The following is a 24,182-nucleotide window of genomic DNA, read 5'->3' as shown; positions in this document are numbered from 1 at the left end:
CCACTGGTCATTGGCCACGCTGGCGCAGTGCGCGTCAGGCGGCTCTCGATGTGCATCGACGCTGGTTTCGCCATCAACACGCCACAGGCGCTAGCGGCCAACGATAACGCAGCGCATCTTCCATTCAACGTTGCAAGGACTTCTTCGATGGAAACCCGTCTACTCGGCCGTTCCGGTTTCAAGGTGCCCGTGCTTGGCCTGGGTGCCGGCACGTTCGGCGGCAAGGGGCCGCTGTTTTCTGCATGGGGCGACACCGATGTGGCGCAGGCGCGGCGCATGATCGACCTGTGCCTGGATGCAGGGCTCAACCTGTTCGATACCGCAGATGTGTATTCCGATGGCGCGTCCGAAGACATCCTCGGCCAGGCGCTGCAAGGCCGCCGCGATCAGGTGATCCTTTCGACCAAGACCGGCCTGCGCCTGGGCGATGGCCCCAACGATGCCGGCGCGTCGCGCTTTCGCTTGCTGCGTGCGGTGGAGGCCTGCTTGCGACGCTTGCGCACCGACTACATCGATCTGCTGCAGCTGCACGCCTTCGATGCGATGACGCCGATGGAAGAAACCCTGTCCACGCTCGATGGCTTGGTGCGCGCGGGCAAGGTGCGCTATCTGGGCGCTTCCAATTATTCCGGTTGGCAGCTGATGAAGTCGCAGGCGGTCGCCGATGCGCATGGCTGGAACCGCTTCGTCGCCAACCAGACGTATTACTCGCTGGCCGGGCGCGACTACGAGTGGGAGCTGATGCCGCTGGGTATCGACCAAGGCATCGGTGCGGTGGTGTGGAGCCCGCTCGGTTGGGGGCGGCTGACCGGCAAGCTGCGGCGCGGCCAGCCGTTGCCGCAACACAGCCGTCTGCATGCCACTGCCGCGGCCGGCCCGGCGATCGACGATGCGCGCTTGTTCGACATCGTCGAGGCGCTCGATGCCATTGCCGCAGAGACCGGCCGCAGCGTGCCGCAGATCGCCATCAACTGGCTGCTGCAGCGGCCGACCGTGAGCACAGTGCTGATTGGCGCACGCGACGAAGTGCAGCTGCGCGAAAACCTGGGTGCGGTGGGTTGGTCGTTGACCGGTGACCAGCGTGCCCGCCTGGATCAGGTCAGCGCAGTGGAGCCGCCGTACCCGTACTACCCCTATTGGCGCGGGCAGTTTGCAGAACGCAGCCCACTGCCGCTGTGAGGCGGGCTGCGCCAACGCGCCACGCTGCGACCAATGCAGCAGCGTGGCACGCGTGGCTGCGGCGGTTCTAGAGCAGCCGCGTCACAACGGCCGTGCCGCCGGGACGATCACTTCCGGCTTGATCGCTCCCACGCCGTGGCTGCCTTGCAGCTGGCGGCAATTGTCCAATGCCGTCATCGCCGAGTCGTAGCCGATCATCGCGCTGCCGTCGGTGGCGGAGGCATAGAGCAACCTGCCGCCCGTATGCGTGGCCAGTGCACGCGCGATGGCTGGCGTGGTATCGAACAATTTGATCGAAGCACCGAGCAGTGCCGGCTGGCCGCTACGCGTTTCCAGCGCGGCCACGACGGTCGCCGATGGTTCGCTGCGCGTGGTGCGCGCGACTGCGTCCGCCGCGCCGCTGGTGTCGAGATAGATCGCGTAGCGATCGACGCGGGCAACCGGTGCGTTGGTGCGTGTCTGCGTGCTTGTTAGCGTTTGCGTGGCGGCAGCGCCGCGCGTGGCGTCGGCCAGCCGTACCACTGCTCCTGGAATCAGCCGGAAGCTGGCCCGGTCCACCACAACGGTCTGCCCGGTTGCGGCAGCACGCAGGCGGGCGCGATCGAACACCTGTGCCGAGACGGGTGCAGACATGCTGGCGGCAACGACGCACAGCAGTGTGATCAGAGAAGTTTTCATGTCAGTGGCCCACCACGCGCATTTCGAATTCCTGCAGTTGTTCCTTGCCGTTGTCGGCGAGCATGTCGTCCACCTCCAGTGTCCAGCGACCGGCTGCCGCCTCGTCCAGGAAGGCATTGCTGGAGGTCAGGAAGACCACGAAGCCATCACCCGGGTCGAGCGTGGAGAACGGCGTCATCACGGTGCTGCGGGTGCCGCTGGGCGATACCAGCACGGCGCGCAGTTGGCGAGGATGCTTGTGCGTCCCTGCGAAGTACAGCTGTACGCCTTCCACCTTGAAGGACTGCTTGATGTCGATCGCTAATCGCGCGGGCGAGCCGATACCGCCGATGGTGCTGCTCTCGCCGTCATAGACGGTCCACTCGGTGTCTTGCATCGCCGGCAGCGGAGTGAAATGCATCGCACGCTCCACCGCCGCGGCTGCATCCACCAAACCGAAGCCATACCAGTTGCTGAAACGGTGGCCGGCCGCGTTGGTGATCCAGGCGGGCTCGATCACGGCGTCCTTGTAGAACGCCTTGGCCTGATGGGGATCGACCTGCACCGCCGTCGTTGCCAGGATGTATTTGACATCGCGCAGCGTCAGCTGCGGGTTGGCGCCCAGCATCAGCGCCGCGACGCCTGCAACCGTTGGTGCGGAGGCGGAGGTGCCATTCATGCGTGCGCTGTAGTTGCACGAGGCATCGATTTTGGAGTGGCTGGTATCCAGCGCATTCTGCGGCGCGCGCGTCCGATCGCGATTATTGCCTGCAGCGCATCCACTCAGGTCGGTCGTGACGATCGCCGGTGAGAAGAATGGTTGCGGGCCCTGCGCAGCGAGCAGTGTATACAACGGACTGTAAGTCTCAGGATGCGGGTCGAAGCGACGCTGGAACCCAAATTCGCCGGAGAGACCGGACACCCACAACGCGGATCCGGGCGATGAATAGCTCGCACGCACGCCGTTGGCGTTGACCGCACCCACCACGATCATGGTGGTCAGACTGTTGAGGTTGTCGATATTGGCGCTGCTGCAGGCGACGCCGAGTTGCCGGGTCTGGTCGCTGCAACGATCGATCAGCTTGCCCTGTGCATCCACATCGAGCAGCGTATTGAAATCATTGCCAGCTGCCTTGACGTAGATGCCGCCCTTGCCACCACGCTGGGCACGCATCAGTTTCTCCAGAGAGCGCTGCTCGTCGAGATCGCTGAATGGATAGACCGCTGTCGAGATGCCGAAGCTGTTGTTGTACACGTCCATCGCACGGGCTTCTGCGCCATCGCCCCAGGAGTAACGGATATCCACGTATTGCTTGCTGCCATCGAGTATGGAAAGTGCGTTGAAGCCAGCCACATTCGCCTCTGGTGCAACACCGCGTCCACCCAGACCATTCCATCCACGTGCCGCGATGATGCCGGCGACCGCGGTGCCGTGGTCATTGTCGATTTCGTCCGCAGGCGGCGTCGGATCGTTGGAACCATTCAAGAAGTTATGCGAGCCGCCGGCAACGATGTTGTCGACGAGATCCTCATGCGCAATCTCGAGCCCATCATCGATGACCGCCACCTTGACTCCGGCTCCGCGAATGCCGAGCGTGTGCAGGATGTCCACATCCAGATCGACGCCTGGCCGCGGACGTTGGTCGCCGAACACCGGCTGGCCTTGGATGCCATTGGTAGCGGAACAACGGGTCGCTGGCATTGCGTGTGTTCTGCGTCGTCCTGATCGATGCATCGACACCGGTTGCCGCAGCATCGGCGGTCAGCGAGAAGGGTCCGAGCGCCAGTAGGCACGCGCACAGCAGCGGCAATCGCCGCAGGGGAGAGGTTGTCATGGGATGGTATCGGTAATGGGGCGCACGCAGATGCAGGTGTCGGCCAAATGGGCCTGCATGCCGCCCGACGTGGAATGGCCGCAGGGATCAGCCTGCGGCCGGTCTATTTACATCGGTTGCATGACCGCCTGCATGACCACCAGCGCCGCCTGCGCGACGCCGCTGCTGCGCTGCAGGCCGGGGAGTGCACGCTGGGCCTGTTCCACCGATGCATAGGTGATCACCGCGCTGCCGTCCACCGTCGAGGCGTAGGCAATGGTTCCGCCGCTGCTGGCAGCCAGCGATTTTGCAGTGGCGGGCGTCGTGCCGGTGAGTTTCACCTGCGGGTTGACCAGCACGACACGACCGTTGCGCTCATTCACCGCAGCGGCGATGGGGCGTTCGGCATCGGTGGCAAGACTGCGCGCAGCACCCGCAGGCGCATCCAGTACGACCGCATACGGCCCGATGCGCGCGGCGACCTTGTCGCCGGGGGACACTGCACCGGTAATGCCGGCCTTGGCTGCCGATCGCTGCGCTGATGTCGCGTTCCGCGGCGGCGTGTGCTCGCTCACCACTGTGCCCGGCAGCATGCGGAACATGTCCTGCCCGGACTTGAACCGCACGCCGGTCGCTGCCGCACGCAGGGTCTTGGCGTCCATGTATTGCGCTGCCTGGGCAGCACCGGTTGCGGCGAGTGATAGCGTCAGCAGGCAAGCAAGAATCGTCGGTTTCATATCAGTGCCCCACGATGCGAAGTTTGAAAGCGTTGAGTGCGACAGTGCTCCTGGGATCGGTCATGTCGGTCACTTCCAGGGTCCAGATGCCGCGCGATTTCTCGTCCAGAAACGCATTGCTGGAGGTCAGGTCGATATAGAACCCCGTCTGCGCATAAGCAGCCGGATCCAGGACGGAAAACGGCGTGGCGACGACGCTGCGCGTCCCGCTCGGGGACACCAGCACCACACGCAGGTTGGACGGCGTCTTGTGCGCCGACTGCAGCGACAGCTGCACCGCTTCCACCTTCATCGCCTGCTGCACACGGATGCGCAGCTTGCCCGGGCGCGCCGGGCCACCGATCTGGCTGGCCGCATCGGTGGAGCTGACCCACTGGGTATCACGCATGGGCGGCAGCGGTGTGAAATAGCGCGCCTTGTAGACCGCGGCCGCGGCATCGGCCAGACCGAAGCCGTACCAATTGCTGAAACGGTGCCCGGCTGCGTTGGTGATCCAGCCCGGATCGATCACGCTGCCCTGGTAGACCACCCGCGGCTGCCATGGGTCGATCTGGCGCGCGGTTGTCGCAAGAATATATTTGACGTCGCGTGCGCTCAGGCTCGCATTGGCACCGAGGATCAACGCAGCCACGCCAGACACGGTAGGCGCTGCGGCCGAGGTCCCGTTCATGATCGCGTTGTAGTTGCACGACGCATCGATCTTCGACTTGCTGCCATCCAATGCGTTGTAGACCACGTCGGGATCTTCGACGTTCTCGCCCGCTGTGCAGCCGCTGAGATCGGTGGTGACAATCGCCGGATCGTAGGCATAGGGCGCCGAATCCGGGAAAAAGGTGGACGCTGCGTCGGGATAGAACTTGCGTTGACGGCCGAACTCGCCGCCAAGACCGGAAACCCACAACGCAGAGCCTGTGGACGAATACGAGGCACGGGTGCCCTTGGCATTCAGGCTGGCCACGACGATGGTTCCGGGCAGATTTGCGAAGGGATCGATGTTGGCCAGCGAGCAGCCGACCTGCAATGCGCGCGATTGTTCGCTGCAGACATTGACGGGGTTTCCGTTCTCGTCGGGCTCAAGGAAGCGCAGGAAGCTATTGCCAGCGGATTTGACATAAATGCCGCCAAGGCCGCCACGTGTCGAACCCATCAATGCTTGCCAGGTGCGCTGGTCCTCCACAGAAAAATCAAAGTAGAACGGGGCAACCGACCCCCAGCTGTTGTTGAAGACATCGATATTGCGCGCCTCCGGGCCATCGCCCCATGCATACCTGATGCTGGCATCGGTGACCGAAGAATCGCGCGCAAAAACGTCGAATCCTGCCAGCTGCACTTCTGGCGCCACGCCGCGTCCGCCGCGGCCATTCCAGCCCACCGCACCGATGATGCCGGCGACGGACGTCCCGTGCCCGTTACTCGGATCGATCGGCGTGGTGTCGTGCGACCCATCGCCGAAATTGTGCGACCCGTTTGGCAGGATGTTGTCTGCCAGATCTTCATGGCCCAATTCCAGCCCATCGTCCACCACGCCGACCCGCACGCCGCGGCCGCGAATGTCCAGGGCATGCAGGATGTCCACATCCATGTCCACGCCAGCGACCGGACGGCTGTCGCCGATCACGGCCTGCCCCTGGTTGGAGATATGCCACTGGTACCGCAGTAATGGGTCGTTGCCTGTGGCTTTCGCTTTGGCGCTGGTAGTGGCCGGGGTGGTGGCAGCCGTTGCCTGGGTGGCAGCAAGTACCGACAGCGGCGTGCCGCCGGTCAGGAGGACCGCTATCAACAGCGCGAGAGGTCGCCTGCGAAGAGAGTTCATTCCGTTTGATTCCAGTCGAATGGTGGGCGCCGTCGAGTGACGCAGTCCTCCGTCAGGCCAACCGCGCGATCGGCCCTTGCAACTGCTCCACTCCACGAAGCTCGCGCCTGTGAAGCCGGTGTTGGTGGAGCCGAAAGAGGAATGCGAGTGAAGGACCCGGCAGATACCAGCCGGATCCGGAAAGCCCGTCAGGCAACGCGATCTGCAAGCAGAGCCGCACCGCAGGCAGCAAGATGCCGCGTGTCGATGCCCGGGGCGTGCGACATCGATGCAAAAGAGGCAGCAACAAGAGCCATGTGCGTTTATCCCAGTTGAGTTACCAAGCGCATTTCTGCCGACGGACGCTGCGGTCAGGTCCTGCGTCGGCTCCCCTGTGCGTGTCGACGCAGCCGATGTTGTCGATGCGTCTGCACCAAGAACGCCTGGATTACAAATGGGGACAGCATTGTCTGCAAGGCATGCCAGCGACCACATCTTCGTGACACATCGCGCAATTTACGACGGGCGTGTCGGGTGATGCCTTGCATGCGAAGTTCTGCCGACGAAAATTGCAGAAAACTTGGCAGTGGCGGTCATTTCGATCGAAATAAGCGATCACGATGCGTCGTTGTGCTTCGCATGCGGTTTTGTTCGCCTCCGCCCCCGTCATCACGGTGTTGCACCGTCTGTCGCGCGTGGCAGACGCATGGCGCCCGCAGCGTCTGGCAACGCCGGGCATGCCGGTGTCGCCAGGCTGCGCATCGACGCATGCGGTAGCGAAGTTCCGCGCAGCAGTCTGGGCTGCTGCGCGGCTCAGGGTGTGACGGCGAACTACCAGCGGTACGCCACCGACATCTGGTACTGCCGGCCGGCGATGGGGCGGCCCATGAAGACACCACCGGTGGCTGCGCCAGGCACGCGCACGTTGCCTTCGGTCAGGCCCAGCGTGTCGGTGACGTTGCTGCCGCTGGCCGTCACTTCCCAATGTTCGCCCACATGCAGGTTGGCGCCGACATCCAGCATGTCGTACGAGGGCAGGCGCTGGCTGTTGGCCAGGTCCGCAAAGCGCTCGCCGATGTACGAATAGGTGGCAAACACCTTGAGGTCGCCGAACGGCAGCATCCAGTAATAGCTAGGCGTGATGCGGAACTGGCGCTTGGGTTGGCGCATCACTTGGTTGCCGGTGAATTCGCGATAATTGCGGTACTTGGCGTCCAGCCACACCCCGGTGCCAGCCAGCTCGAACCCGCCGAACGGCCGGATTGCACCTTCCACTTCCAGGCCGCGTGCGCGCGAATCGCCCACGGCGGTGAAGTTCTCGCCATTGGCCAGGAACGCCTGGAACGGCGAGTTCTTGAAGGTGTTGTAGAACGCGGTGAGATACAGGTCGTAGGCGCTCGTCCCGGACTTCAAACCCAGCTCGTATTGATCCACGTCCTGCACGCGGTCCTGCCCATCGCGCAGGTTGTCGAAGCCGGGAAACTTCACCCCGGAATTGACCCGCGCAAACAGGCTGTTGTTCTGGTCCAGCGTGAAGTTCAGGCCGGCTGTCCACGAGAACGCTTCATCGTCCTGATCGATGCGCCGGGTGGTTGCCAGCGCCAGCGAGGTGGCGTTGTCGTACAACGTGGCCGGGTTGCCATCCAGATCCACGGTCGTGGTGTCGTGCACATCGCCGGTGACGCTCTGGCGCTCGTAGCGTGCGCCCAGGTCCAGGCGCAGGCGTTCGCTCAGCTCCCACTCGTCGGCAACGAAGGCGGCGATGTTTTCGCCGTCGTACTTGGCGCGCAGGTTCAAGAACGCGGTACTGGTGAAACCCTGGCGGGTGGCTTGGCGGCCATCGTCCAACGCCACATCGATGCGGCGCGCGTTGTTTTGCGCGGTAAGCAGCATGGTGTTGCCCAGGTACCAGGTATCGGCAGACGAATACTTGGCGTAATAGGCGCCTACGGTCAGCGTATTGCCGGCAAACAGCTCGCGGCTCAGACGCAGGTCGTTGGTAAAGGAATTCAGGCGCTTGTCCACCGACCACCAACCGGCTTCGAGTACCTGCTGGTTAGGGTCCACCGCGCCCCCGCCATTGGTGTAGCTGGCGCTGCCGCCGCTGCCGTAACCGGCAATGACATCGCCCAGGCGTTGCGGCGCATCGCCGGTAAAGAGCGCGTAGGTCGGCGCGCTGCCGCTGATCACGTTGAAGCGGTCGGCAACGGTCCAGCCGCCGCTCTCCCAATTCCACTCGCCGCCGAACACGTCGATGTTGACGCCGCGCCCGTCGGCCAGATCGCGCCGCAGCGTCTGGCCGTTGGGTCCGACCAACAGATCCACATTGCGGAAGTCGCGGCCGAGCAGGGTGCCGGTCTGCGCGTTCAGGCCGGGGAAACTGGAAAGATCGTTGCCGTTGTTGCGCGAGAGCAACGGGATCGCGGTGTAGAACGCGTTGTTATCGTCGGTGTGGCGCGCGTAGAGCGACAGCTCGCCGCTGTCCCAACGCTTGCTCAACGTGGCGCTGAACTGGCCGCCCTTGTCGGCGGAGAACTGCGGGTCGCGGACGCCGTCGGTTTCGCGGAAGAAGCCGCCCACGCTGTAGTACCAACCATTGCCCATCGGCCCGCTGTTGAACACATCGATGCGGCGCAATGCGTTGTTGCCGCCGGTCAGGCGCACGCTGCCTTCGGGTTCGTCCTGGCCTTTCTTCTGGATGAAATTGACGGTCAAGCCGGGCTGGCCGTTGGAGAAGATCGGACTGGAGCCGCCACGCAGCACTTCCATGCGTTCGACAGTGTCATCGACGCGGAATAGCGTGGAATTCTCCAGGAACGACAAGGTCGGCGGCGGAAACAGCGGCGAGCCATCCAGTTGCATGGTCACGAACGGCGCATCGCCTTCCGACGGCATGCCGCGCACGAAGATGTTGGCGCCGGTGCCGCCACCGCTGGGCTCGGCCCATACGCCAGGCACGATCTTGAGCAGGTCGGCAGTGCTTTGCGGCACCGCTTGCTGGATCTGTTCCGGGCTGGCCGTGGTGATCGAAAAACTGGCGTCGCGCTTGGCCAAGCCCTTGAAGCGCGCGGTGCCGCTGACGATAACCGCATCCAGCGTGGTGGCCTCTTGATTGCCTGATGCAGGCGGGGCGGTCTGCGTGCGGCCGTCAGGTGCTAGCAGCGCGGCAGCGACGGCGAGCGAGAGGGTATAGCGGGGCGATGAAAAACGCATGCGCAAGGCTCCTTGTCTTGAAGTGCAAGAACGCTGCCGAGCCACGCCGCGGTGTGCAGGCATCGGCAGCCAGTGCACGCGCGCGCCCGCGCTATCGCGTCGCTTGCGCCCCCTGTCAGCGCAGTGCTAATGAACTTTTAACCCCAGATGCGCCGCAGCCTGTTGTGCGACGCAGCAGCATTGGGTTGCGCTTCTGCACTTGGAAGAAGGCTGTGCCTGCGTGGAGCGCGACCAAGCTCCCGTCCTGTGTGCCGTGCAGATCCACGCAGTGGCGAACGCGACTGCAGGACAGTGCAGCACTCCGCAGGAGGCGCTGATAGGTCGGCAACGCACACAAAAAGGCCGCCCGAAGGCGGCCTTCCTTCCACTCAGCAGGGGAGAGAGACTGCTGTCAGAAGAACAAGCGCACGCCGAACGAAGCGCTGCGGCCAGGAAGCATCACATCGTCCTTGAGGAAGGAGGTGTGCACGCGTGCGTCCTGATTGGTCAGGTTATTGCCGTCCAGGAACACTTCCCACGCGGCGCTGCCGTGGTCCACGTGATACGCCAGATGCGCATCGACGAAGGTGTAGCCGTCGGTCGGGGTTTCGTTCACTGCCACCTTGTCCTGCTTCAGGGTGCGGGTGGCACCAAGCGATGCGCGCCACTGGTCGGCATCCCAGCGCAGCTGCGCACCGAAACGTCCCGGTGCGATACGCGGCAGGTTGCCGCCATCGTTCAGACGCGCACGCACCGTATCGCCGAACACGCGCAGGTCCCACGCACCGTTATCGTTGTTGGCCAGGTGGAAGGTGGCCTCGCCTTCGAAACCGTGGAAGATCGCATCGGCCTGCGTCCACTGGCGGATCGGCAGGAAGTCGTTGTCTTCTTCGTTGAACCACTGGCCGCCGGTGTCGACGATGTAGACGAAGTCGTTGTAGCGGTTGTAGTACGCCGCCACCTTGGCATCCACCCATTCGTTCTGGAAATTCAAGCCCAGCTCGGCCTGGTTGGCCTTCTCGGTCTTCAGATTGGCATCGCCGATTTCGAAGGCGAGGGTGGCGATATGCGGGCCGTTGGCGAACAGTTCTTCTTCGGCCGGCGCACGCTCGGCGTGGTCCAGGTTGGCGGTCAGACGCCATTGTTCGTTGAAGCGGAAACCGCCGCTGGCCGAGAAGCTGGTCGGAGTGAAATCACGGTCCACGCCGATATCGGTCTGGTACTTGACCTTGTCCACGCGCGCGCCGACTTCGGCGGTGACGCGCTCCCAACTATTGCGTGCAACGGCGAATGCGCCGAGCGAGCGTGTATCGGTCTTGGGCACGAAGGATTCTTCGCCGATCGCCTGAAAGGTGCTGTCGCTGCCCTGCAGGCCGAATGCAGTCTGCCAGCCGCCACCAAACGTAAACGAGGCTTCCACGCGGCCTTCGTTGGCCCGCTTGGTGAACACGGTGCCGACTTCGGCGCCTTCGAATTCGGTATGCGCGTAATCGGTATGGCCGAAGCTGTAACGCAGCGCGCTGCCTTCGCCCCACGGATCGGTCAGCCCGCCCTTGAGGTCGTAGCGGTCCTGCTGCAACTTCAGCGACACCCCGCGCTCGCCGATGGACGGGTCGCCCGGCTCGCCCGGGTTGCCGTAGTTATCGCGGAAACGCGATGCCGACAAACCCACGAAACCCCAATCGCCGGACAGCGACGCACCGATCGAGCCCACCTTGGAATCGACCCAGCTGTTGAGCTGGCGGCCCTTCGGCGTGTCGTAGTCGTTCTGGTTGCGATACACGCCATCTGCGTGGATCGACAGCCCGCTGCCATTGCCGGCATCGACGCGGAACATGTCGGTGTTGCCGTCCTTGTCGCCGCCGTCGAAGCGTACTTCGGCGCGGCCGCTGAAGCCGTCCACCGGGGTCTCGGCGATGCGCCCGTCGACCACGTTGACCACGCCGCCGATGGCGCCGGAGCCGTACAGCAGCGTCGATGGACCCTTCAGCACTTCGATCTGGTTGGCCAGGAACGGCTCGATTGCCGGGGAATGGTCCTGGCTGACGGTGGACACGTCTTGGGTCGACAGGCCGTCGCGCAGCACTGCCACGCGCGGGCCGTCCAGGCCGCGGATGATCGGCCGGCCCACGCCGGGCCCGAAGTTGGAACTCTGTACGCCGGGCAGGCTGGCCACGGTTTCGCCCAGGCTGGAACTGCGCACCTCGTCCAGACGCTCGCCGGCCAGCACTTCCACCGGGCGGCTCAACTCACCGGCCGCATCGCGCAACGGGCTGGCGGTGACCACCACCTTGTCCAGATCCTTGATATGGCGCCCACTGGAGGGGCTGGCATCGTGGCGTGTGTCCGAACTGGGCGGGGTCTGCCCATCGGCAGCGACCGGAGCGTCCTCGGCCATGGCCAGGGCAGGGGTCAGCAGGCTGGCCAGGGCCAGCGAGAGCGCGGAACGACGGAACGGGTGTGCAAAAGGGGGCATGGTGGGCCGGACTCTGTAATTGTTACTGTGTATCAGTGGTGAGGCGCAGCTTGCCTACTGCGCCGGCGGCGAACCCGCATGACTGCGCGATGCATCGATGCGGGGCTGGAACAGTAAGATGTTATATTATTCCACGTCGCCGCGAATACCCTGCTGGACGTCATGCCTCTACCAACCCTTCGCCACCTTCTTGACCGCTTCGGCGCAACCGGCTCGCTATTGTGCGCCGTGCACTGCGCGGTATTGCCACTGGTGCTGGCGCTGGCGCCTTCGCTGGGCCTGTCGTTCTGGCTGGGCGACGGGGTGGAACTGGCCATCGTGGTGTTCGTGACGCTATTGGGCCTTTTCAGCCTGGTGCTCGGGTATCGCCGGCACAAAGCGCTGCATGCGCTGGCGTTGCTATTGCCCGGTCTGGCATTGCTGTGGCTGGGCCTGCTGTACGACCCGCTCCATCATTCGGTGGTGCCGCATGCGGTGGTGATGACGCTGGGTGGCGCCCTGGTCGGTATCGCCCACCTGGTCAATCTTCGCCTGAATCACGGGCATGGGCATGTGCACGACGCCAGCTGCGCGCACTAAGAGCGGCTAACAAAACTACTGCGCAGCCGTCAGGCGGGCGCGGCCGGTGCTCGGAATCGGCATGCAGCACTCGCACGCTCTGGTTCCTGCGCGCCGTCCGCGCCCACCTGACAGCTGCTCGCTACGTTTGTTGGCCGCTCTAAGCCTCTGTCGTAGGGCGGTTGCGTCGCCGCCACGCCGATGCGGACAGCGGAGATCATCGACGTCTGCCACCCGCACCTTCGCGCTGCTCTGCGGCTTTCCACCCGCAGCCGATCACAGTTCACAACCGCAGGCATCGTGCTGGAGTCGGCCAGCTCCGCAAGTGGGGCGGGCGCTGCCCAGCTACGCGCGCCGGGGCCGCCGTGGTAGGCTTGTCGGCCTCGCGCGAGGGCGCCGCCGGTGAAACCTCGCCAGACCTGTGCCAGCACGGGAATTTGTATTCACATTCAGGAGTCGACGAAATGGGTAAGGGTGACCGTAAGACCGCCAAGGGCAAGCGCTACAACGCCAGCTACGGCAATTCGCGTTCGCACGCGGTGAGCAAGGTTGTCGTGGGTGCAGCTGCCCCGGTTGCCAAGAAGGGCGTGGTCAAGGCCCCGGCCAAGAAGGCCGTCGCCAAGAAGACCGTCGCCAAGGCCAGCTGATCCCAGCTCGCTTCGCGACACCGGAACGCGGCGCTTGCGCCGCGTTTTTCGTTGTGCAGGCCGGTCGTTTACGCGCCTGTCCGGCCCATCAAGGTGTGCCACCAGGTGCCTAGGATGCCGGCGGCGATACGGGCTGGAAGCGATCGATGACGCTGATGCCGAGGTCGCGCGTAGCGTCCATGCCGGTCAGCACCGCAATGGCCTCGTCCAGGCCCACTCTTTTGCCGATGAGCCGTTGAGGTGCGATCTTCCCGGCCTGGATCATCGCCAACATGGCATCGTACCGCCACGCCTGCATCCCGTGGCTGCCGTAGATCTCCAGTTCGTGGCCGATCACCTGCGCCATCGGGATCCTGGGCGTGGCGTGTTCGCCCAGCATCAGTCCCACCTGGACATGACGGCCGCGCCGCCGCAGGTTGCTGATGGAGTTGAAACAGGTCGCGGGGCTGCCGAGCGCATCGATGGAAACGTGCGCGCCGCCCTTGGTGATCTCGCGAATCGCCTCCACCGTGTCGGCCGCTTTCGACGCGTTGACCGTTGCGACCGCGCCGCATTCGACGGCGAACGCCAGCTTGTCGTCGAAGATGTCCACCGCAACCACCTGCGCCCCCAGCGCCGCTGCGATCATCACTGCCGAAAGCCCGACGCCGCCGCAGCCATGGACCACGACCCATTCCCCTGGGCCGGTTCTGGCCTGATCGACCACGGCCCGGAACGAGGTGGCAAACCGGCATCCCAGGCTTGCCGCCGTCGCATCGTCGATGCTTTCCGGCAGTCTGACCAGATTCGTCTCGGCAAAATCGATCGCGACATATTCGGCGAACGATCCCCATGCGGTGAAGCCGGGCTGGAACTGGTTCGAGCACACGTGCTGATTGCCGCCATGGCACTGCGCGCAGCGCCCGCACCCTGACACGAACGGCACGGTGACCCGGGTGCCGATCGCAAAGCCCGAGATGCGTTTTCCCATGGCGACCACTTCGCCGGCGAACTCATGTCCCGGTACGTGCGGCAATGCGATGTCCGGATCGTGCCCCATCCAGCCGTGCCAATCGCTGCGGCAGATGCCGGTGGCTGCCACCTTGATCACCACGCCGTCATCGCTTGGCGTCGGGTCGGGGAGCTGCAGAATTTCCGGAACCTGTTCAAAACGCTCGAAGTGCATTGCGCGCATACGCAACCTCGGGAAGCAGCACGATGAGGAGGGGGTCTACCGTGCTGCACCGCTGGCGAGCGGTGCGGCAGCTCATGTTCGTGGGGGAGCGTCGTCCTGGCCGCTGTTTCCAGCCGAGGTCTGGCGCTGCGACGTCGACGCGCGCTCTGCAGCGGGCGCCGGCACGGCCAGCAATTGCTCTGCCAGGCCACGATAGATCGGCGTCTTGCAGACTAGCCCGGAGACTGCGCGCGCAATCAGCACGGTGGCCAGGATCGGCAGCAGCATCTGGTTGGTGTCGGTGAGCTCCAGCGAAATCACCGCCGAGGTCAGCGGCGCCTGGGTCACGCCGGTGAGATAGGCGCACATGCCCAGCAGCACGAAGGTGCGTGGATCCACGCTGGGCATCAGCACCGAGAGGTTGTGACCGATGCCGGCACCCACTGCCAGCGCCGGCGAAAACAGGCCACCTGGAATGCCGGCCAGATACGAGACCAGATTGGCGATGAGTTTCATCATGCCGAACTCGTGGCCGACCACCGCATGCCCCTGCACCAGGCTGCGCGCCTGGTCGTAGCCGGTACCGAACGCGCCTTGCCCGAACACCAGCGCCAGCCCGACCAGGGCAACGCCGCACAGCGCGGCCAGCAGCACCGGATGCCGTTGGCGCAGCGCACCCAGCCAGCGCGGTTTGCCGCTGACGCTGGCCAGCACCATCCGCGCGAAGAGGCCACCGAGTAACCCGGCCACGCTGCCGCACAAGGCGATCGCCAACCAGGCCTGGCCCAAGGGCAAGGCCACCGCCACCTTGCCGAAATAGGTGTAGCTGCCCAGCAGGCCTAGCGACACCACCCCGCCAACGATCACCGCGGTGAGCAAGGTGCCGGAAAAGCGGTGCTCGAAACGCCCGCTCAGTTCTTCGATCGCGAATACCACACCCGCTAGCGGCGTATTGAACGCGGCCGCGATACCGGCGGCGCCGCCGGCGAGCAGAAAATGCGAGAGCTCGCGTGGGCCGCGAAAACCGAACCAGCGCCCGAACACATGCATCAGGCTGGCGCCGACATGCACGGTGGGTCCTTCGCGTCCTACCGATGCGCCGCCGAGCAGCGACAAGGTGGTCAGCGCGAGCTTGCCGACCGACACGCGCAACGAGAGGTTGCTGTCGCGAAATGCCGGGTCGGGGTGTTCCAGCGCGGCAATCACCTGCGGGATGCCGCTGCCGCGCGTGGGCCGCAGCGCACCGGAGGTGAGCCAGGCAAGCAGGGCGAAGATGCCCGGCGTCAGCAGCAGCGCCCACCAGATCGAGTGCGCGGTAATGCGTTGAAAAAGATGGAAGGCCGCGTCGCTGGCCTTTGCGAAGACGATCGCCACCAGCGCCACCGCAATCGCGCCGCCCCACAGTGCAGCGCGACGACGCCAGCCTTCGCTGGACAACAGCGGCCGCAAGCGACGCGGGGGGAGTTTGGAACCAGACATTCCGTCATTGTCGCACTGCTGGGCCGCAGCGGTGTCGACAGCGACCCACATTCCTGCGCTGTCGCCAACATGAGGTATGCGGCGGCGACTTGGAGCCGCGTCTTGCCTGCATGCGCGTTTTCGGTGTTGCAGCCGCACGCGTGCGCACGCCGGCATTGTTGCCGATGCCGGTCGCCTCTACCGGGCGTCGGGTGCTGGCGGCATGCGCAAGGCCGGCAGCAAGGTTGCCGGGTTGCCGTCGTTGGGTGCGGCCGGAATACCCAGCAGCCGGCTCATCAGCGCATAGACATCCACGTTGTCGAAGCCTGGCAGTGTCTTGCCCTGCGCCAGATCCGGGCCTTGCGCCAGGAACACGGCGCGCATCGATGGCAATGCCGGATCATAGCCGTGCGAGCCACGCGTGCCGCGCTGCGCGCGTTTGGCAAGCTTGTCCGGGAAGAGCGCATCCCAGCCTTCATGCATCTGGCACACGAGCGACGGAATGCGCGGATGGCTACCGTACTGCCAGCGTGCCGGCAGCTCCGCCTTGCGCCAGCAGTCGTAGTGGTCGTGCGCGCCAAGCACGCTGGCCTCGGCAGCGGCCTGTTGCCCGGGCAGTGGTTCGAAACCGATCACCTGGCCATCGGTGATTGCGGTGGCGATCTGCGGCGGCGCGATGTCTTCCACGCTGATCGCATGCCCTGGCGCCACCTCGGCCATGCCATGGTCGGAGACCACGATGATGTTGGTGCGCGCGCGGGTACCGTCGCGCTGCATGCCAGCCAGCAGCCGGCCGATGGCCGCATCGACCGCGCGCACGGCGTCGGCATACTGGCGCGATTCCGGGCCGTGGTCGTGGCCGGCTTCGTCCACATGTTCGAAGTACAGCGTGACGAGGCGATTGCGCTGGGCACCGTCTGTTGCGAGCCAGCCCCGCACCGCGTCCACGCGCGTGTCCAGGCGCACGCCTTTTTGGTAATGGCGCCACTGCGACGGGCGTACGCCCTTGATCGCCGCCTCGCTGCCTGGCCACGACCAGGTGGCGGCATGCTGGCCGGTGTTCTCCACGCCCACCCACACCGGTTCGCCGCCCCACCAACGCGCATCGCCCACCGCCTCGGACTTGCTCAACCAGAAACCCCCAAGCGTCGGGTCGCGCATGCTGTTGTGCACGATGCCATGGTGGTCCGGGCGCAGCCCGGTGACGAGGGTGTAGTGATTGGGAAACGTCAGCGACGGATACGATGGCGCCATCCAGCGCGCACGTACGCCTTCGCGTGCCAGGTGCGACAGGTTCGGCGTGATGCCGCGATCGAGCATGTCCGCGCGCAGGCCGTCGATGGAGATCAGCAGCAATGCGTGCGGGGTGCTGGCCGATGCGGTACCGGGCGCTGCAGTCGGCAACTGCGTGGGCGCGCTGCGCGCGGATGGGGGGCTGCTGCAGGCCGCAAGCAAGGCCAGCGCCGCTGCGGCAACTCCAAAACGTCGGTCGATCATGGCGTAAGTTTACGGCGCAGCGATGACGCCGCGAAGTCAGCCGGTGCGCATTGCCGAGGCAGGTGCGAACAGATCGTCGGCGCGCGCGGCGCTACGCGGCGACCAGCCTTCCAACTGCAACAACGCCTGCTTGGTCGGCAGGCCGCCGCCGAAGCCGGTCAACGCACCATTGGCGCCGATCACGCGATGGCAGGGCAGCACGATCGGCAGCGGGTTGCGTCCGTTGGCGGCGCCCACCGCGCGACTGGCGGCCGGTTTGCCGACCGCCTGCGCTAGTTGCGCATAACTCCAGGTCTGCCCGAATGGAATCTGCGCCAGCGTGCGCCAGACCGTCAGTTGAAACGGTGTGCCGACTGGCGCCAGCGGCAGATCGAAACTGCGTCGCCCGCCATGCAGGTAATCGAGCAATTGTTCGCGTGCTTCGCGCACCAGCGGCGCATCGGGGTCGTGCAACCAGCGCGCACGGCCGATGGCGTCGTAGCGGTTCTGCGCAAACAGGATGTGGTGCACGCCTTTGTCGTCGGCGGCCACGCTGAGCGCGCCGATCGGCGAGGGGAAGGTGTCGTAGTGCAGTGTGCTCATGCGCGGGTGTCCTTGCGGTCGTTGGCCAGATGCCACAGGTGCAGCACGGCGTAGGCGCGCCACGGTCGCCACGCTTGCGAACGGGCATCGGTGGCGCGTTCGCTCAGGCGCCCGGGGGCGCCGAGCACTTGCTGCAGGATCAGGTCGCCGGCCGGAAACGCGTCCGGATGCGACAACGCGCGCATGGCCACGTAATGCGCGGTCCACGGTCCGATTCCGGGCAGCGCGGTGCAGGCGGCGATGAAATCAGGCAGGCGCTGTCCGGCGCCGAAGTGCAGCTGGCCTTGCGCGCAGGCCGAGGCCAGCGCACGCAGCGTGGCGGCGCGCGCACGCGGCAGCCCGAGCTGTTCCAGCGGCGCGTCGGCCAGCTGTTCGGGCATGGGGAAACTGCGATCCAGTCCGGGGGGCATGTCGGCATGATGGCCGCCGTGGCGGTCGACCAGCCGCGCTGCCAGCGTGGCCGCGCCGGCCACGCTGATCTGTTGCCCCAGGACCGCACGCACCGCCACTTCGAAGCCGTCCCAGCCACCGGGCACGCGTAGGCCGGGTCGGCGCGCGATTGCCTCGGCCAGCAGCGGTTCCGGCGCGAGCGTGGCGTGCACGGCCTGCAGGTCTGCATCCAGATCGAACAGCCGGCGCACGCGTCGCACGATCTGCGGAATCTGGCGCGGGTCGGTGGCGCCGATGCGCAGCAGCAGCTCCGCGCGCTGCGGTGCCGCGCTGACCTCGATCACGCTGGCGTTGCCCGGCGCGCCGATCACGCGCCGGTAGCCGTTCGCATCGACCTGCTCGATGCCCGGGATCGCGCGGCGCTGCAAGAAGGCCAGCATCGCCGGCAGGTCCAGCGGCGGGCGATAGCCCAGGCGCAATGTCAGTTCGCCGCCCGGCACCTCGGCACGCTGCTTGCGCAGTGCAGAAGGCGGCATGCCGCAGCCCTGCAGGAAGGCCGCATTGAAGCGGCGCAGGCTGTTGAAGCCGGCCGCGAGCGCGACCTCGGTGACCGGCAGGGCGGTTTCGGTCAGCAATTGCTTGGCCAGCAGCAGCCGATGCGTGCCGTGCACCTGGATCGGCGTGGCGCCCAGCTGCTGCACGAATTGCCGCTGCAGTTGGCGCGCGCTCAAGCCCACCGCGTCGGCCAGCGTCTGCACCGGCTGCTCCTGCAGCGCGCCGTCGGCAATCATCGCCAGCGCACGCTGCACGCTTTCTTCGCCCAGATGCTGCTGCGCCTGCGGCGACAGCTCCGGCCGGCAGCGCAGGCATGGCCGGTAGCCGGCGGCGCTGGCCGCCGCGGCAGTGGGGTAGTAACTGATATTGGACGGATTCGGCGGCGGCGCCGGACACACCGGGCGGCAATAGATGCCGGTGCTGCGCACGGCGGTGAAAAACAGCCCGTCGAAGCGCGCATCGCGTGCCAGGCGGGCGCGGTCGCATTGGGTTCGGTCGGGCGTTGCGGTCTGCATGTCGCCAGTCTATGCGCTCGCCCCCGCGCCGGCTGGCCGTTTTCGGACGCGGTTGCGGCGGACCTGCGCGTTCATGGCCGGGTCAACCCATCGATCCATTCAGCCATAGACTGCGGGTGATCTCCGTCGCGCTCCGTGCCCCACATCATGCTGAAATCGGTTTGTCTGTCCCTTGCCTGCTTGCTCCTGCTGGCCGCCTGCGATCGGTCGGCGACCTCGGCCGATGCAGCGGTTGCGCAGCAGAGTGGTGCAGGGCAGGCGGGCGATGGCGATCACATGGTGTCGGTGGATACGCCCGACCCGGTCCCGCCGTCGCGCCCGCGCACGCAGGCGGGCGAGGCAGGCTGGCCGCAGGCGGAACTGGAATCGGGCCAGGCCTGGATCAGCTGCGCGACCGATTACAGCCGCGAGGCCGGCGACGGCACGCTACTGCCGTCACTGGACCGGGCCAGCGTGGAAGCGGCGCTGGCGCCGTGTCGCGAGACCGGGCTGGTGCGGGTGCGCTACGCCGGCAAGATCAACGCAGGTTTTGCGGCCCTGGTGTGGCGTCTGGCCTCGGTCGCGGAGCAGTGGAAGTTGCCGCATCGCATCCTGGACCTGGATTCCAGTGGCGGGCAGGTGGAGGCGGCGATCCGCGCCGGCGACACCATCGGCGAATCCAACTGGACCATCTGGGTGCGCGAAGGCTCGATCTGCCACAGCGCCTGCGTGTTCGTGCTGGCGGCCGGCGACAACCGCCTGGTCGCCGGCAAGGTCGGTATTCACCGCATGATGCGGATCAGCTCCAAGGCGACCTCGCGCGCCGAGCTCAATCGCGAACTGCGCGAGGTCTACGGCAACGTCAAGGATTACCTGGAGCGCAACGGCGTGGCGGTGGCGGTGGCCGACCTGATGATGACCGTGCCCAACCGCAGCCTGCGCCTGCTCAGCATGGAAGAGTTGCGCGAATACGGGCTGGATGGCACCAATGCCGTGCAGGACGATCTGGAACGCATCCGCCAGATGCGCAAGTGCGGCGATGCCTTCGTGCGCCGCAAGGACGCGTTTCTGGTCGCCTTCGACCAAAAGTGCAAGGGCGAAGGCGCGGACCTGGACGCGGTCAATGCCTGCGGCCTGGCCTTGAAGCAGCGCTTCGGCTTTCCGGATGCGGCCTGCCCGGAAGAAAGCCCGCTGGCCGAAACCGATGCCGCGGCGCTACCGGCCAGCCCGACGGCCGAGACGCAGACCGATGAGGCGCAGAACGGCCAGACACAGAACGGCCAAGCCCAGCGCGATGCCGCAGGTGCGGCAACGCCTGCAGCCGAGCCGGACTCCGCGCCAGCACAGGATGCCGCCCAGGCCGGCCCGCCGTCCGCGCCGCACCCCGACGGCTGAGCGCAGTGATGGGCTTCACGCGCATCGCACTGCGCGCTGCCTATCGTCGCTGCATCACAACCGAGCCGGGGGGCGTATGCGAGGCAAGACCAAGGGTGTGTTACTGGCATATCTACCGTCGGCCCTGCTGGTGCTGGTTGGCTTCGGCGTGGCCGAGTTGCTGCGCCTGGCCGCTGCGGCCATGCACGAACAATGGCCGGCGACGCTGGCAGCCTGGCTGAGTCTGGCGGCGCTGATCGCCGCGATCGCGCGTGCCTTCTGGGTCAGTTGGCGTCTGTGGCGGCCGCGTGGCGTGACGGCCGTGCCGCCGGCTTCCGGAGGCGAGGCCTAGATCGCGCAGACAACGGCGATGGGACTTCAAGGGGGCCCTGTTCGCGACTGGCCCCTGATGACTCCAAGACATTGCCGCACGCATCGCACCCAGCCGATGCTGCCATCTGCAGCATGCCTGCCACTTCAACAGAAGGATGAAAACGCCGCTGCCAGACTGATGACGTCGAATGCGCGCGGCCGTGGCCAGAGGTCCCAGCTCGCCGCTTGCGTGCTCGAGAAGTGCGTTGTCCAACTCGAGAAGTGCGTTGTCCAAGAGGCGCGTCGGCGCTTGCCGTGTTGCCTTCAGCGCCGTCCCCCGGACCTGCATCCGCAGACTTGTGTTGCGCACGACGCGTCCTAGACTGCGCTACCCACCAAAGGGTGGGCGGCGCCTCTTCCTTTCCACCCGATCCGTACAAGGTCCCCGTCCCATGCTTCGTTCTCGTCTGGTTATCGTGTTGGCACTGGCTCCAGCGCTGGCGTTCGCTCAACAACCGCAGGCCGCCAGTCGCCCCGCCAGCCCGGCTGCGGCGCAACCGGCACCTGCAGCGCCCGCCGGGCAGCCGGCCCTCAGCCCGGCGCAGCAGGCGCAGCTGACCAAGCAGAACACCGAGATGACCCAGGCCGCCTTGCGCGTGGCGCAGATGGTGGACGGCAACCAGGTCGCTTCGCTGTGGGATGGCGCGTCCAAGGTGGCCAAGACCGCGGTCAAGCGCGATGTCTTCGTCAGCCAGATCGGTACCGAACGCGCGCGGCTGGGTGCGGTGGTGGGGCGCGGGCAGGGCTCGGTCACGCGGGTCAAGTACGGTCCCGGCGCGCAGGTGCCCGAAGGCCTGTATGTCAACGTCAGCTTTCCGACCCGTTTCGCCAAGGCACAGCAGCCGGTCCGCGAGCTGGTGTCGTTCCGTCTGGACGAAGACAAGACCTGGCGGTTGGCCGGTTACAGCCTGCGCACGGCGGTGAAGTGATGTTTCCATCGGCCGGGAGAAACGTATGCAACTGACGATCGAACTGCAGATGCTGGGCTGGGCGATGGTGCTCGGGTTGGTGCAATTGCTGGCTGCCTCGGCCGGCATGACCGCCCAACGCGGCACCAAGTGGAACGCCAGCGCACGCGATGGCGAGGCCAAGCCGCTGACCGGCGTGGCCGCCCGGTTGGACCGCGCGTTCCGCAACTATCTGGAGACCTTTCCGATCTTCGCGGCCGCCGTGCTGGCGGTGAGCGTGGCCGGGCGCACCAGCGCAGACACAGCACTCGCCGTGCAGCTCTACCTGTGGGCGCGCGTGGCCTATGTGCCGGTGTATGCCGCGGGTATTGCGTACCTGCGCAGCGCCATCTGGGTGGTGTCGTTCTGGGGCATCATCAAACTGGTGCGCGCACTGCTGGGCATTTGATGCAGCGTCGCCGGCAGGTGCGAGCTTCAATCAGTCGCTTGCACCCGCGCCAAGATTGCAGCGATGGCCGCCTGCGCATCGCCGGTACGCAGGGCTTGTTCCAGGATCGGAATCACCCAGGCGCAACCGGCCCTGGTCACATGTGCACACCAGTGGCCGCGCCAGGTGTCCAGTTCGTGCAAGGCCAGCATGCTGCAGCCGCCTCGCTCGGCATGGCCGCCGCCGATGGATTGCTCCAGCCAGAACGGCTGGTCCGAGTCGATGGCGATCGAAAAAACACAGACGTCGTGGATCGGATCGTCGGCCGAAGGTGCGTTGTTGCGCCGGCTGATCTCCACCACCTTCATGCGTCAGGCTCGGCGTCCGGGTTCCATGCCAGTACGCGAATTTCCACACCGTCCAGCTGTACCAGCTGGCCGGGGCGGATCTTGGCGGTCTTGCGCAGCTCCTGCATGCCGTCGACGCTGACCGCGCCGCTGGCGACGATCGCCTTGCCCTGGCCGCCGCTGTCGGCAATGCCGGCCAGCTTGAGCAACTGGTTGAGTTCGATGTAGTCGCCGTCCAGGTCGAATTCCAGGTATTGCATGGTGCGCTCGGTCGCAGGGAGGCCGCGATTATCCGCCTACTCGCGCTGGAAACGCGCGATCTGTTCCAGCAGGGTCTCGGTACGAGCGACGCTGCGGCCGGCGTGCACGGTGTCCAGGCGTTCCAGCCAGGGGTGACCGCTGCGCTGCAGCCGTCGATAGCCCAGCCAGGTGCCGATGCCGCCGAGTACGCCGACCAGCAGGTTGCATAGCAGCCAGGCGTACGGCAACGACCGGCCGGTGAGGGCCCGCCACGCAGCGTCTGCCACCGCTACCCACAGCACCCAGAACGCTACGCCCAGCCACGGCGCCACGCGCGTGCGCCAGCGCCGCAGCTGCGCGAGCGCGCGCTGTGTCTGCAGCAGTGGCCTGGCGAAATCCAACTGCGACAACAGCCACAGTTGACGGGCCGCAGAGGCTGCCAGCGCAACGCACCATATCTGCAGCAATACTCCGCCGACGATGGCTGCCGCCTGTTCGGGGAACGCAAGCCAGCTGTGGGCAACGAGGCCGCTCAATGCGATGGCGCACAGCAGTTGCGCCGACTGGCTCAGCCACAACGGGCGCAGGTGCGCGCGGGCTGCGTGGCTGCGCAGGTCGCCGAGCACCTGGCCGGCGAGTGCGGCGTGTTGATCCAGCCGTTGTTCCAGCGAACGCCAGGCCACGGCGATGTCGTCCAGTTCCATGTCTTGCTCCGGTTGCGGATTGGTGGGGTTCACAGCTCGGCGCGGATGCGCGATTTCAGGCGGCTGAGTTTGGTGGCGACATTGGTTTCGCTGATGCCGAGCACGTCGGCGATCTCGCGATAGCTGTGTTGGTCCAGATAGAGCAACAGCAGCGCGCGTTCCAGCGGCAGTTGGTGTGCGATGAAGGCATACAGCGCGGCCACCTGTTGCTCGCGTACAGGGTCGTGTGCGCATGGATCGGCGATGCGCTCCACCACCGCGTCCAGCGCGATCGGCTCGCCGGCCGCGCGGCGGCCGCGCAGATCGCTGATCGCCACGTTCAGGGCGATGCGGTACATCCAGGTGGAAAAGCGCCGACTCGGGTCGTAGCCGGGAAATGCCCGCCACAATTGCGTAGCGATTTCCTGCGCCAGTTCGTCGCGGTCGTCGCGGTCGCGGCAATAGCTGGCCGCCACCTTCAGCACGATGGCGCGATGCTGCTGCAGCAGGGCGCTGAAGCGGGTGTGCAGATCTGTGTCCAGGGGCATGGCTCCGGTCGGGCAGGTGAAGGGACGACACGGGATGATTCGCGCAGGAGCGCGATTCCTCACAACCTGAATGGACTGTCACGAAAATTTCGACAGCAAGGG

22 protein-coding genes and 1 other RNA gene are annotated in these 24,182 nt (G+C 65.8%); 8 read left to right on the top strand and 15 right to left on the bottom strand.

Going from position 1 to position 24,182, the window contains the following annotated elements; genetic code table 11:
• Positions 1-147 precede the first annotated feature (147 nt).
• Positions 148-1,179 carry an aldo/keto reductase gene (locus AMD14_RS14845; RefSeq protein WP_011051863.1) on the top strand — a complete coding sequence of 344 codons (1,032 nt, stop codon included), beginning with the start codon at positions 148-150 and terminating at the stop codon, positions 1,177-1,179.
• Positions 1,180-1,260: 81 nt separating this feature from the next.
• On the opposite strand, the gene AMD14_RS14840 is transcribed toward AMD14_RS14845, so the two are convergent.
• From AMD14_RS14840 to AMD14_RS14815, 6 genes are all read right to left on the bottom strand, one after another.
• The gene (locus AMD14_RS14840; protein WP_011051862.1) at positions 1,261-1,857 is read right to left on the bottom strand and encodes a hypothetical protein; all 597 of its coding nucleotides are present in this window, start codon (positions 1,855-1,857) and stop codon (positions 1,261-1,263) included.
• A 1-nt stretch (position 1,858) separates the two neighbouring features.
• Positions 1,859-3,538 carry a S8 family serine peptidase gene (locus AMD14_RS14835; RefSeq protein ID WP_015463425.1) on the bottom strand — a complete coding sequence of 560 codons (1,680 nt, stop codon included), beginning with the start codon at positions 3,536-3,538 and terminating at the stop codon, positions 1,859-1,861.
• Positions 3,539-3,778: 240 nt separating this feature from the next.
• Positions 3,779-4,387, bottom strand: a complete 609-nt coding sequence (locus tag AMD14_RS14830; RefSeq protein ID WP_011051860.1) for a hypothetical protein — start codon at positions 4,385-4,387, stop codon at positions 3,779-3,781.
• A 1-nt stretch (position 4,388) separates the two neighbouring features.
• A complete protein-coding gene (locus AMD14_RS14825) occupies positions 4,389-6,167 on the bottom strand; it encodes a S8 family peptidase (RefSeq protein ID WP_040107646.1) in 1,779 nt (592 codons plus the stop codon).
• Between the two features lie 843 nt (positions 6,168-7,010).
• Positions 7,011-9,392: a TonB-dependent receptor gene (locus AMD14_RS14820; RefSeq protein ID WP_003488587.1), complete on the bottom strand. Its 2,382-nt coding sequence runs from the start codon at positions 9,390-9,392 to the stop codon at positions 7,011-7,013.
• Between the two features lie 391 nt (positions 9,393-9,783).
• Positions 9,784-11,847, bottom strand: a complete 2,064-nt coding sequence (locus tag AMD14_RS14815) for a TonB-dependent receptor (protein ID WP_011051858.1) — start codon at positions 11,845-11,847, stop codon at positions 9,784-9,786.
• Positions 11,848-12,009: 162 nt separating this feature from the next.
• Between AMD14_RS14815 and AMD14_RS14810 the strand changes: the two genes are divergently transcribed.
• The 3 genes from AMD14_RS14810 (at position 12,010) to AMD14_RS14805 (ending at position 13,052) form a co-directional block, all read left to right on the top strand.
• Positions 12,010-12,426, top strand: coding sequence for a MerC domain-containing protein (locus AMD14_RS14810; RefSeq protein ID WP_003487534.1), 417 nt, complete (start codon positions 12,010-12,012; stop codon positions 12,424-12,426).
• Between the two features lie 61 nt (positions 12,427-12,487).
• Positions 12,488-12,562, top strand: a non-coding RNA gene (locus AMD14_RS23645) — sX9 sRNA.
• Between the two features lie 307 nt (positions 12,563-12,869).
• A complete protein-coding gene (locus tag AMD14_RS14805) occupies positions 12,870-13,052 on the top strand; it encodes a 30S ribosomal protein THX (protein WP_003487537.1) in 183 nt (60 codons plus the stop codon).
• A gap of 109 nt (positions 13,053-13,161) precedes the next feature.
• Here the strand turns inward: AMD14_RS14805 and AMD14_RS14800 are convergent, their stop codons facing one another.
• The 5 genes from AMD14_RS14800 to AMD14_RS14780 form a co-directional block, all read right to left on the bottom strand.
• Positions 13,162-14,226: a zinc-dependent alcohol dehydrogenase family protein gene (locus AMD14_RS14800; RefSeq protein ID WP_015463423.1), complete on the bottom strand. Its 1,065-nt coding sequence runs from the start codon at positions 14,224-14,226 to the stop codon at positions 13,162-13,164.
• A 72-nt stretch (positions 14,227-14,298) separates the two neighbouring features.
• On the bottom strand, positions 14,299-15,735 hold the full coding sequence (locus AMD14_RS14795) for a chloride channel protein (protein ID WP_015463422.1): 1,437 nt from the start codon (positions 15,733-15,735) through the stop codon (positions 14,299-14,301).
• 126 nt (positions 15,736-15,861) lie between these two features.
• Positions 15,862-17,160 carry an alkaline phosphatase family protein gene (locus tag AMD14_RS14790; RefSeq protein ID WP_011051855.1) on the bottom strand — a complete coding sequence of 433 codons (1,299 nt, stop codon included), beginning with the start codon at positions 17,158-17,160 and terminating at the stop codon, positions 15,862-15,864.
• 36 nt (positions 17,161-17,196) lie between these two features.
• Positions 17,197-17,742, bottom strand: coding sequence for a methylated-DNA--[protein]-cysteine S-methyltransferase (locus AMD14_RS14785; RefSeq protein WP_011051854.1), 546 nt, complete (start codon positions 17,740-17,742; stop codon positions 17,197-17,199).
• Complete coding sequence (locus AMD14_RS14780; RefSeq protein WP_011051853.1) at positions 17,739-19,202, bottom strand: AlkA N-terminal domain-containing protein; 1,464 nt, start codon at positions 19,200-19,202, stop codon at positions 17,739-17,741. The genes AMD14_RS14785 and AMD14_RS14780 overlap by 4 nt, the downstream gene beginning before the upstream one ends.
• Before the next feature lie 147 nt (positions 19,203-19,349).
• Between AMD14_RS14780 and AMD14_RS14775 the strand changes: the two genes are divergently transcribed.
• From AMD14_RS14775 to AMD14_RS14760, 4 genes are all read left to right on the top strand, one after another.
• Positions 19,350-20,576, top strand: a complete 1,227-nt coding sequence (locus AMD14_RS14775) for a COG3904 family protein (RefSeq protein ID WP_015471841.1) — start codon at positions 19,350-19,352, stop codon at positions 20,574-20,576.
• A gap of 76 nt (positions 20,577-20,652) precedes the next feature.
• Positions 20,653-20,907 carry a hypothetical protein gene (locus AMD14_RS14770; protein WP_003487551.1) on the top strand — a complete coding sequence of 85 codons (255 nt, stop codon included), beginning with the start codon at positions 20,653-20,655 and terminating at the stop codon, positions 20,905-20,907.
• A gap of 412 nt (positions 20,908-21,319) precedes the next feature.
• A complete protein-coding gene (locus tag AMD14_RS14765; protein WP_015471842.1) occupies positions 21,320-21,856 on the top strand; it encodes a DUF4019 domain-containing protein in 537 nt (178 codons plus the stop codon).
• A 25-nt stretch (positions 21,857-21,881) separates the two neighbouring features.
• Entirely contained in the window at positions 21,882-22,283 is a 402-nt protein-coding gene (locus AMD14_RS14760) for an MAPEG family protein (RefSeq protein ID WP_003487555.1), read from the top strand.
• A 26-nt stretch (positions 22,284-22,309) separates the two neighbouring features.
• On the opposite strand, the gene AMD14_RS14755 is transcribed toward AMD14_RS14760, so the two are convergent.
• From AMD14_RS14755 to AMD14_RS14740, 4 genes are read right to left on the bottom strand one after another with little or no spacing between them, the layout of a single operon-like run.
• On the bottom strand, positions 22,310-22,630 hold the full coding sequence (locus tag AMD14_RS14755; RefSeq protein WP_003487557.1) for a hypothetical protein: 321 nt from the start codon (positions 22,628-22,630) through the stop codon (positions 22,310-22,312).
• Positions 22,627-22,869, bottom strand: a complete 243-nt coding sequence (locus AMD14_RS14750; protein ID WP_003487558.1) for an RNA-binding S4 domain-containing protein — start codon at positions 22,867-22,869, stop codon at positions 22,627-22,629. Before AMD14_RS14750 ends, AMD14_RS14755 begins: the two co-directional genes overlap by 4 nt.
• Before the next feature lie 36 nt (positions 22,870-22,905).
• Positions 22,906-23,553 (bottom strand): hypothetical protein, encoded by a 648-nt coding sequence (locus AMD14_RS14745; protein WP_011051849.1) that lies wholly within the window; start codon positions 23,551-23,553, stop codon positions 22,906-22,908.
• Positions 23,554-23,582: 29 nt separating this feature from the next.
• Positions 23,583-24,080 carry an RNA polymerase sigma factor gene (locus AMD14_RS14740; RefSeq protein ID WP_005912883.1) on the bottom strand — a complete coding sequence of 166 codons (498 nt, stop codon included), beginning with the start codon at positions 24,078-24,080 and terminating at the stop codon, positions 23,583-23,585.
• Positions 24,081-24,182 lie beyond the last annotated feature (102 nt).

The organism is Xanthomonas citri pv. citri (genome assembly GCF_000961215.1).
Classification (GTDB): domain Bacteria; phylum Pseudomonadota; class Gammaproteobacteria; order Xanthomonadales; family Xanthomonadaceae; genus Xanthomonas; species Xanthomonas cissicola.
Note: the sequence above shows the minus strand (reverse complement) of the source record. Positions and strands in the feature narration are given on the sequence as shown.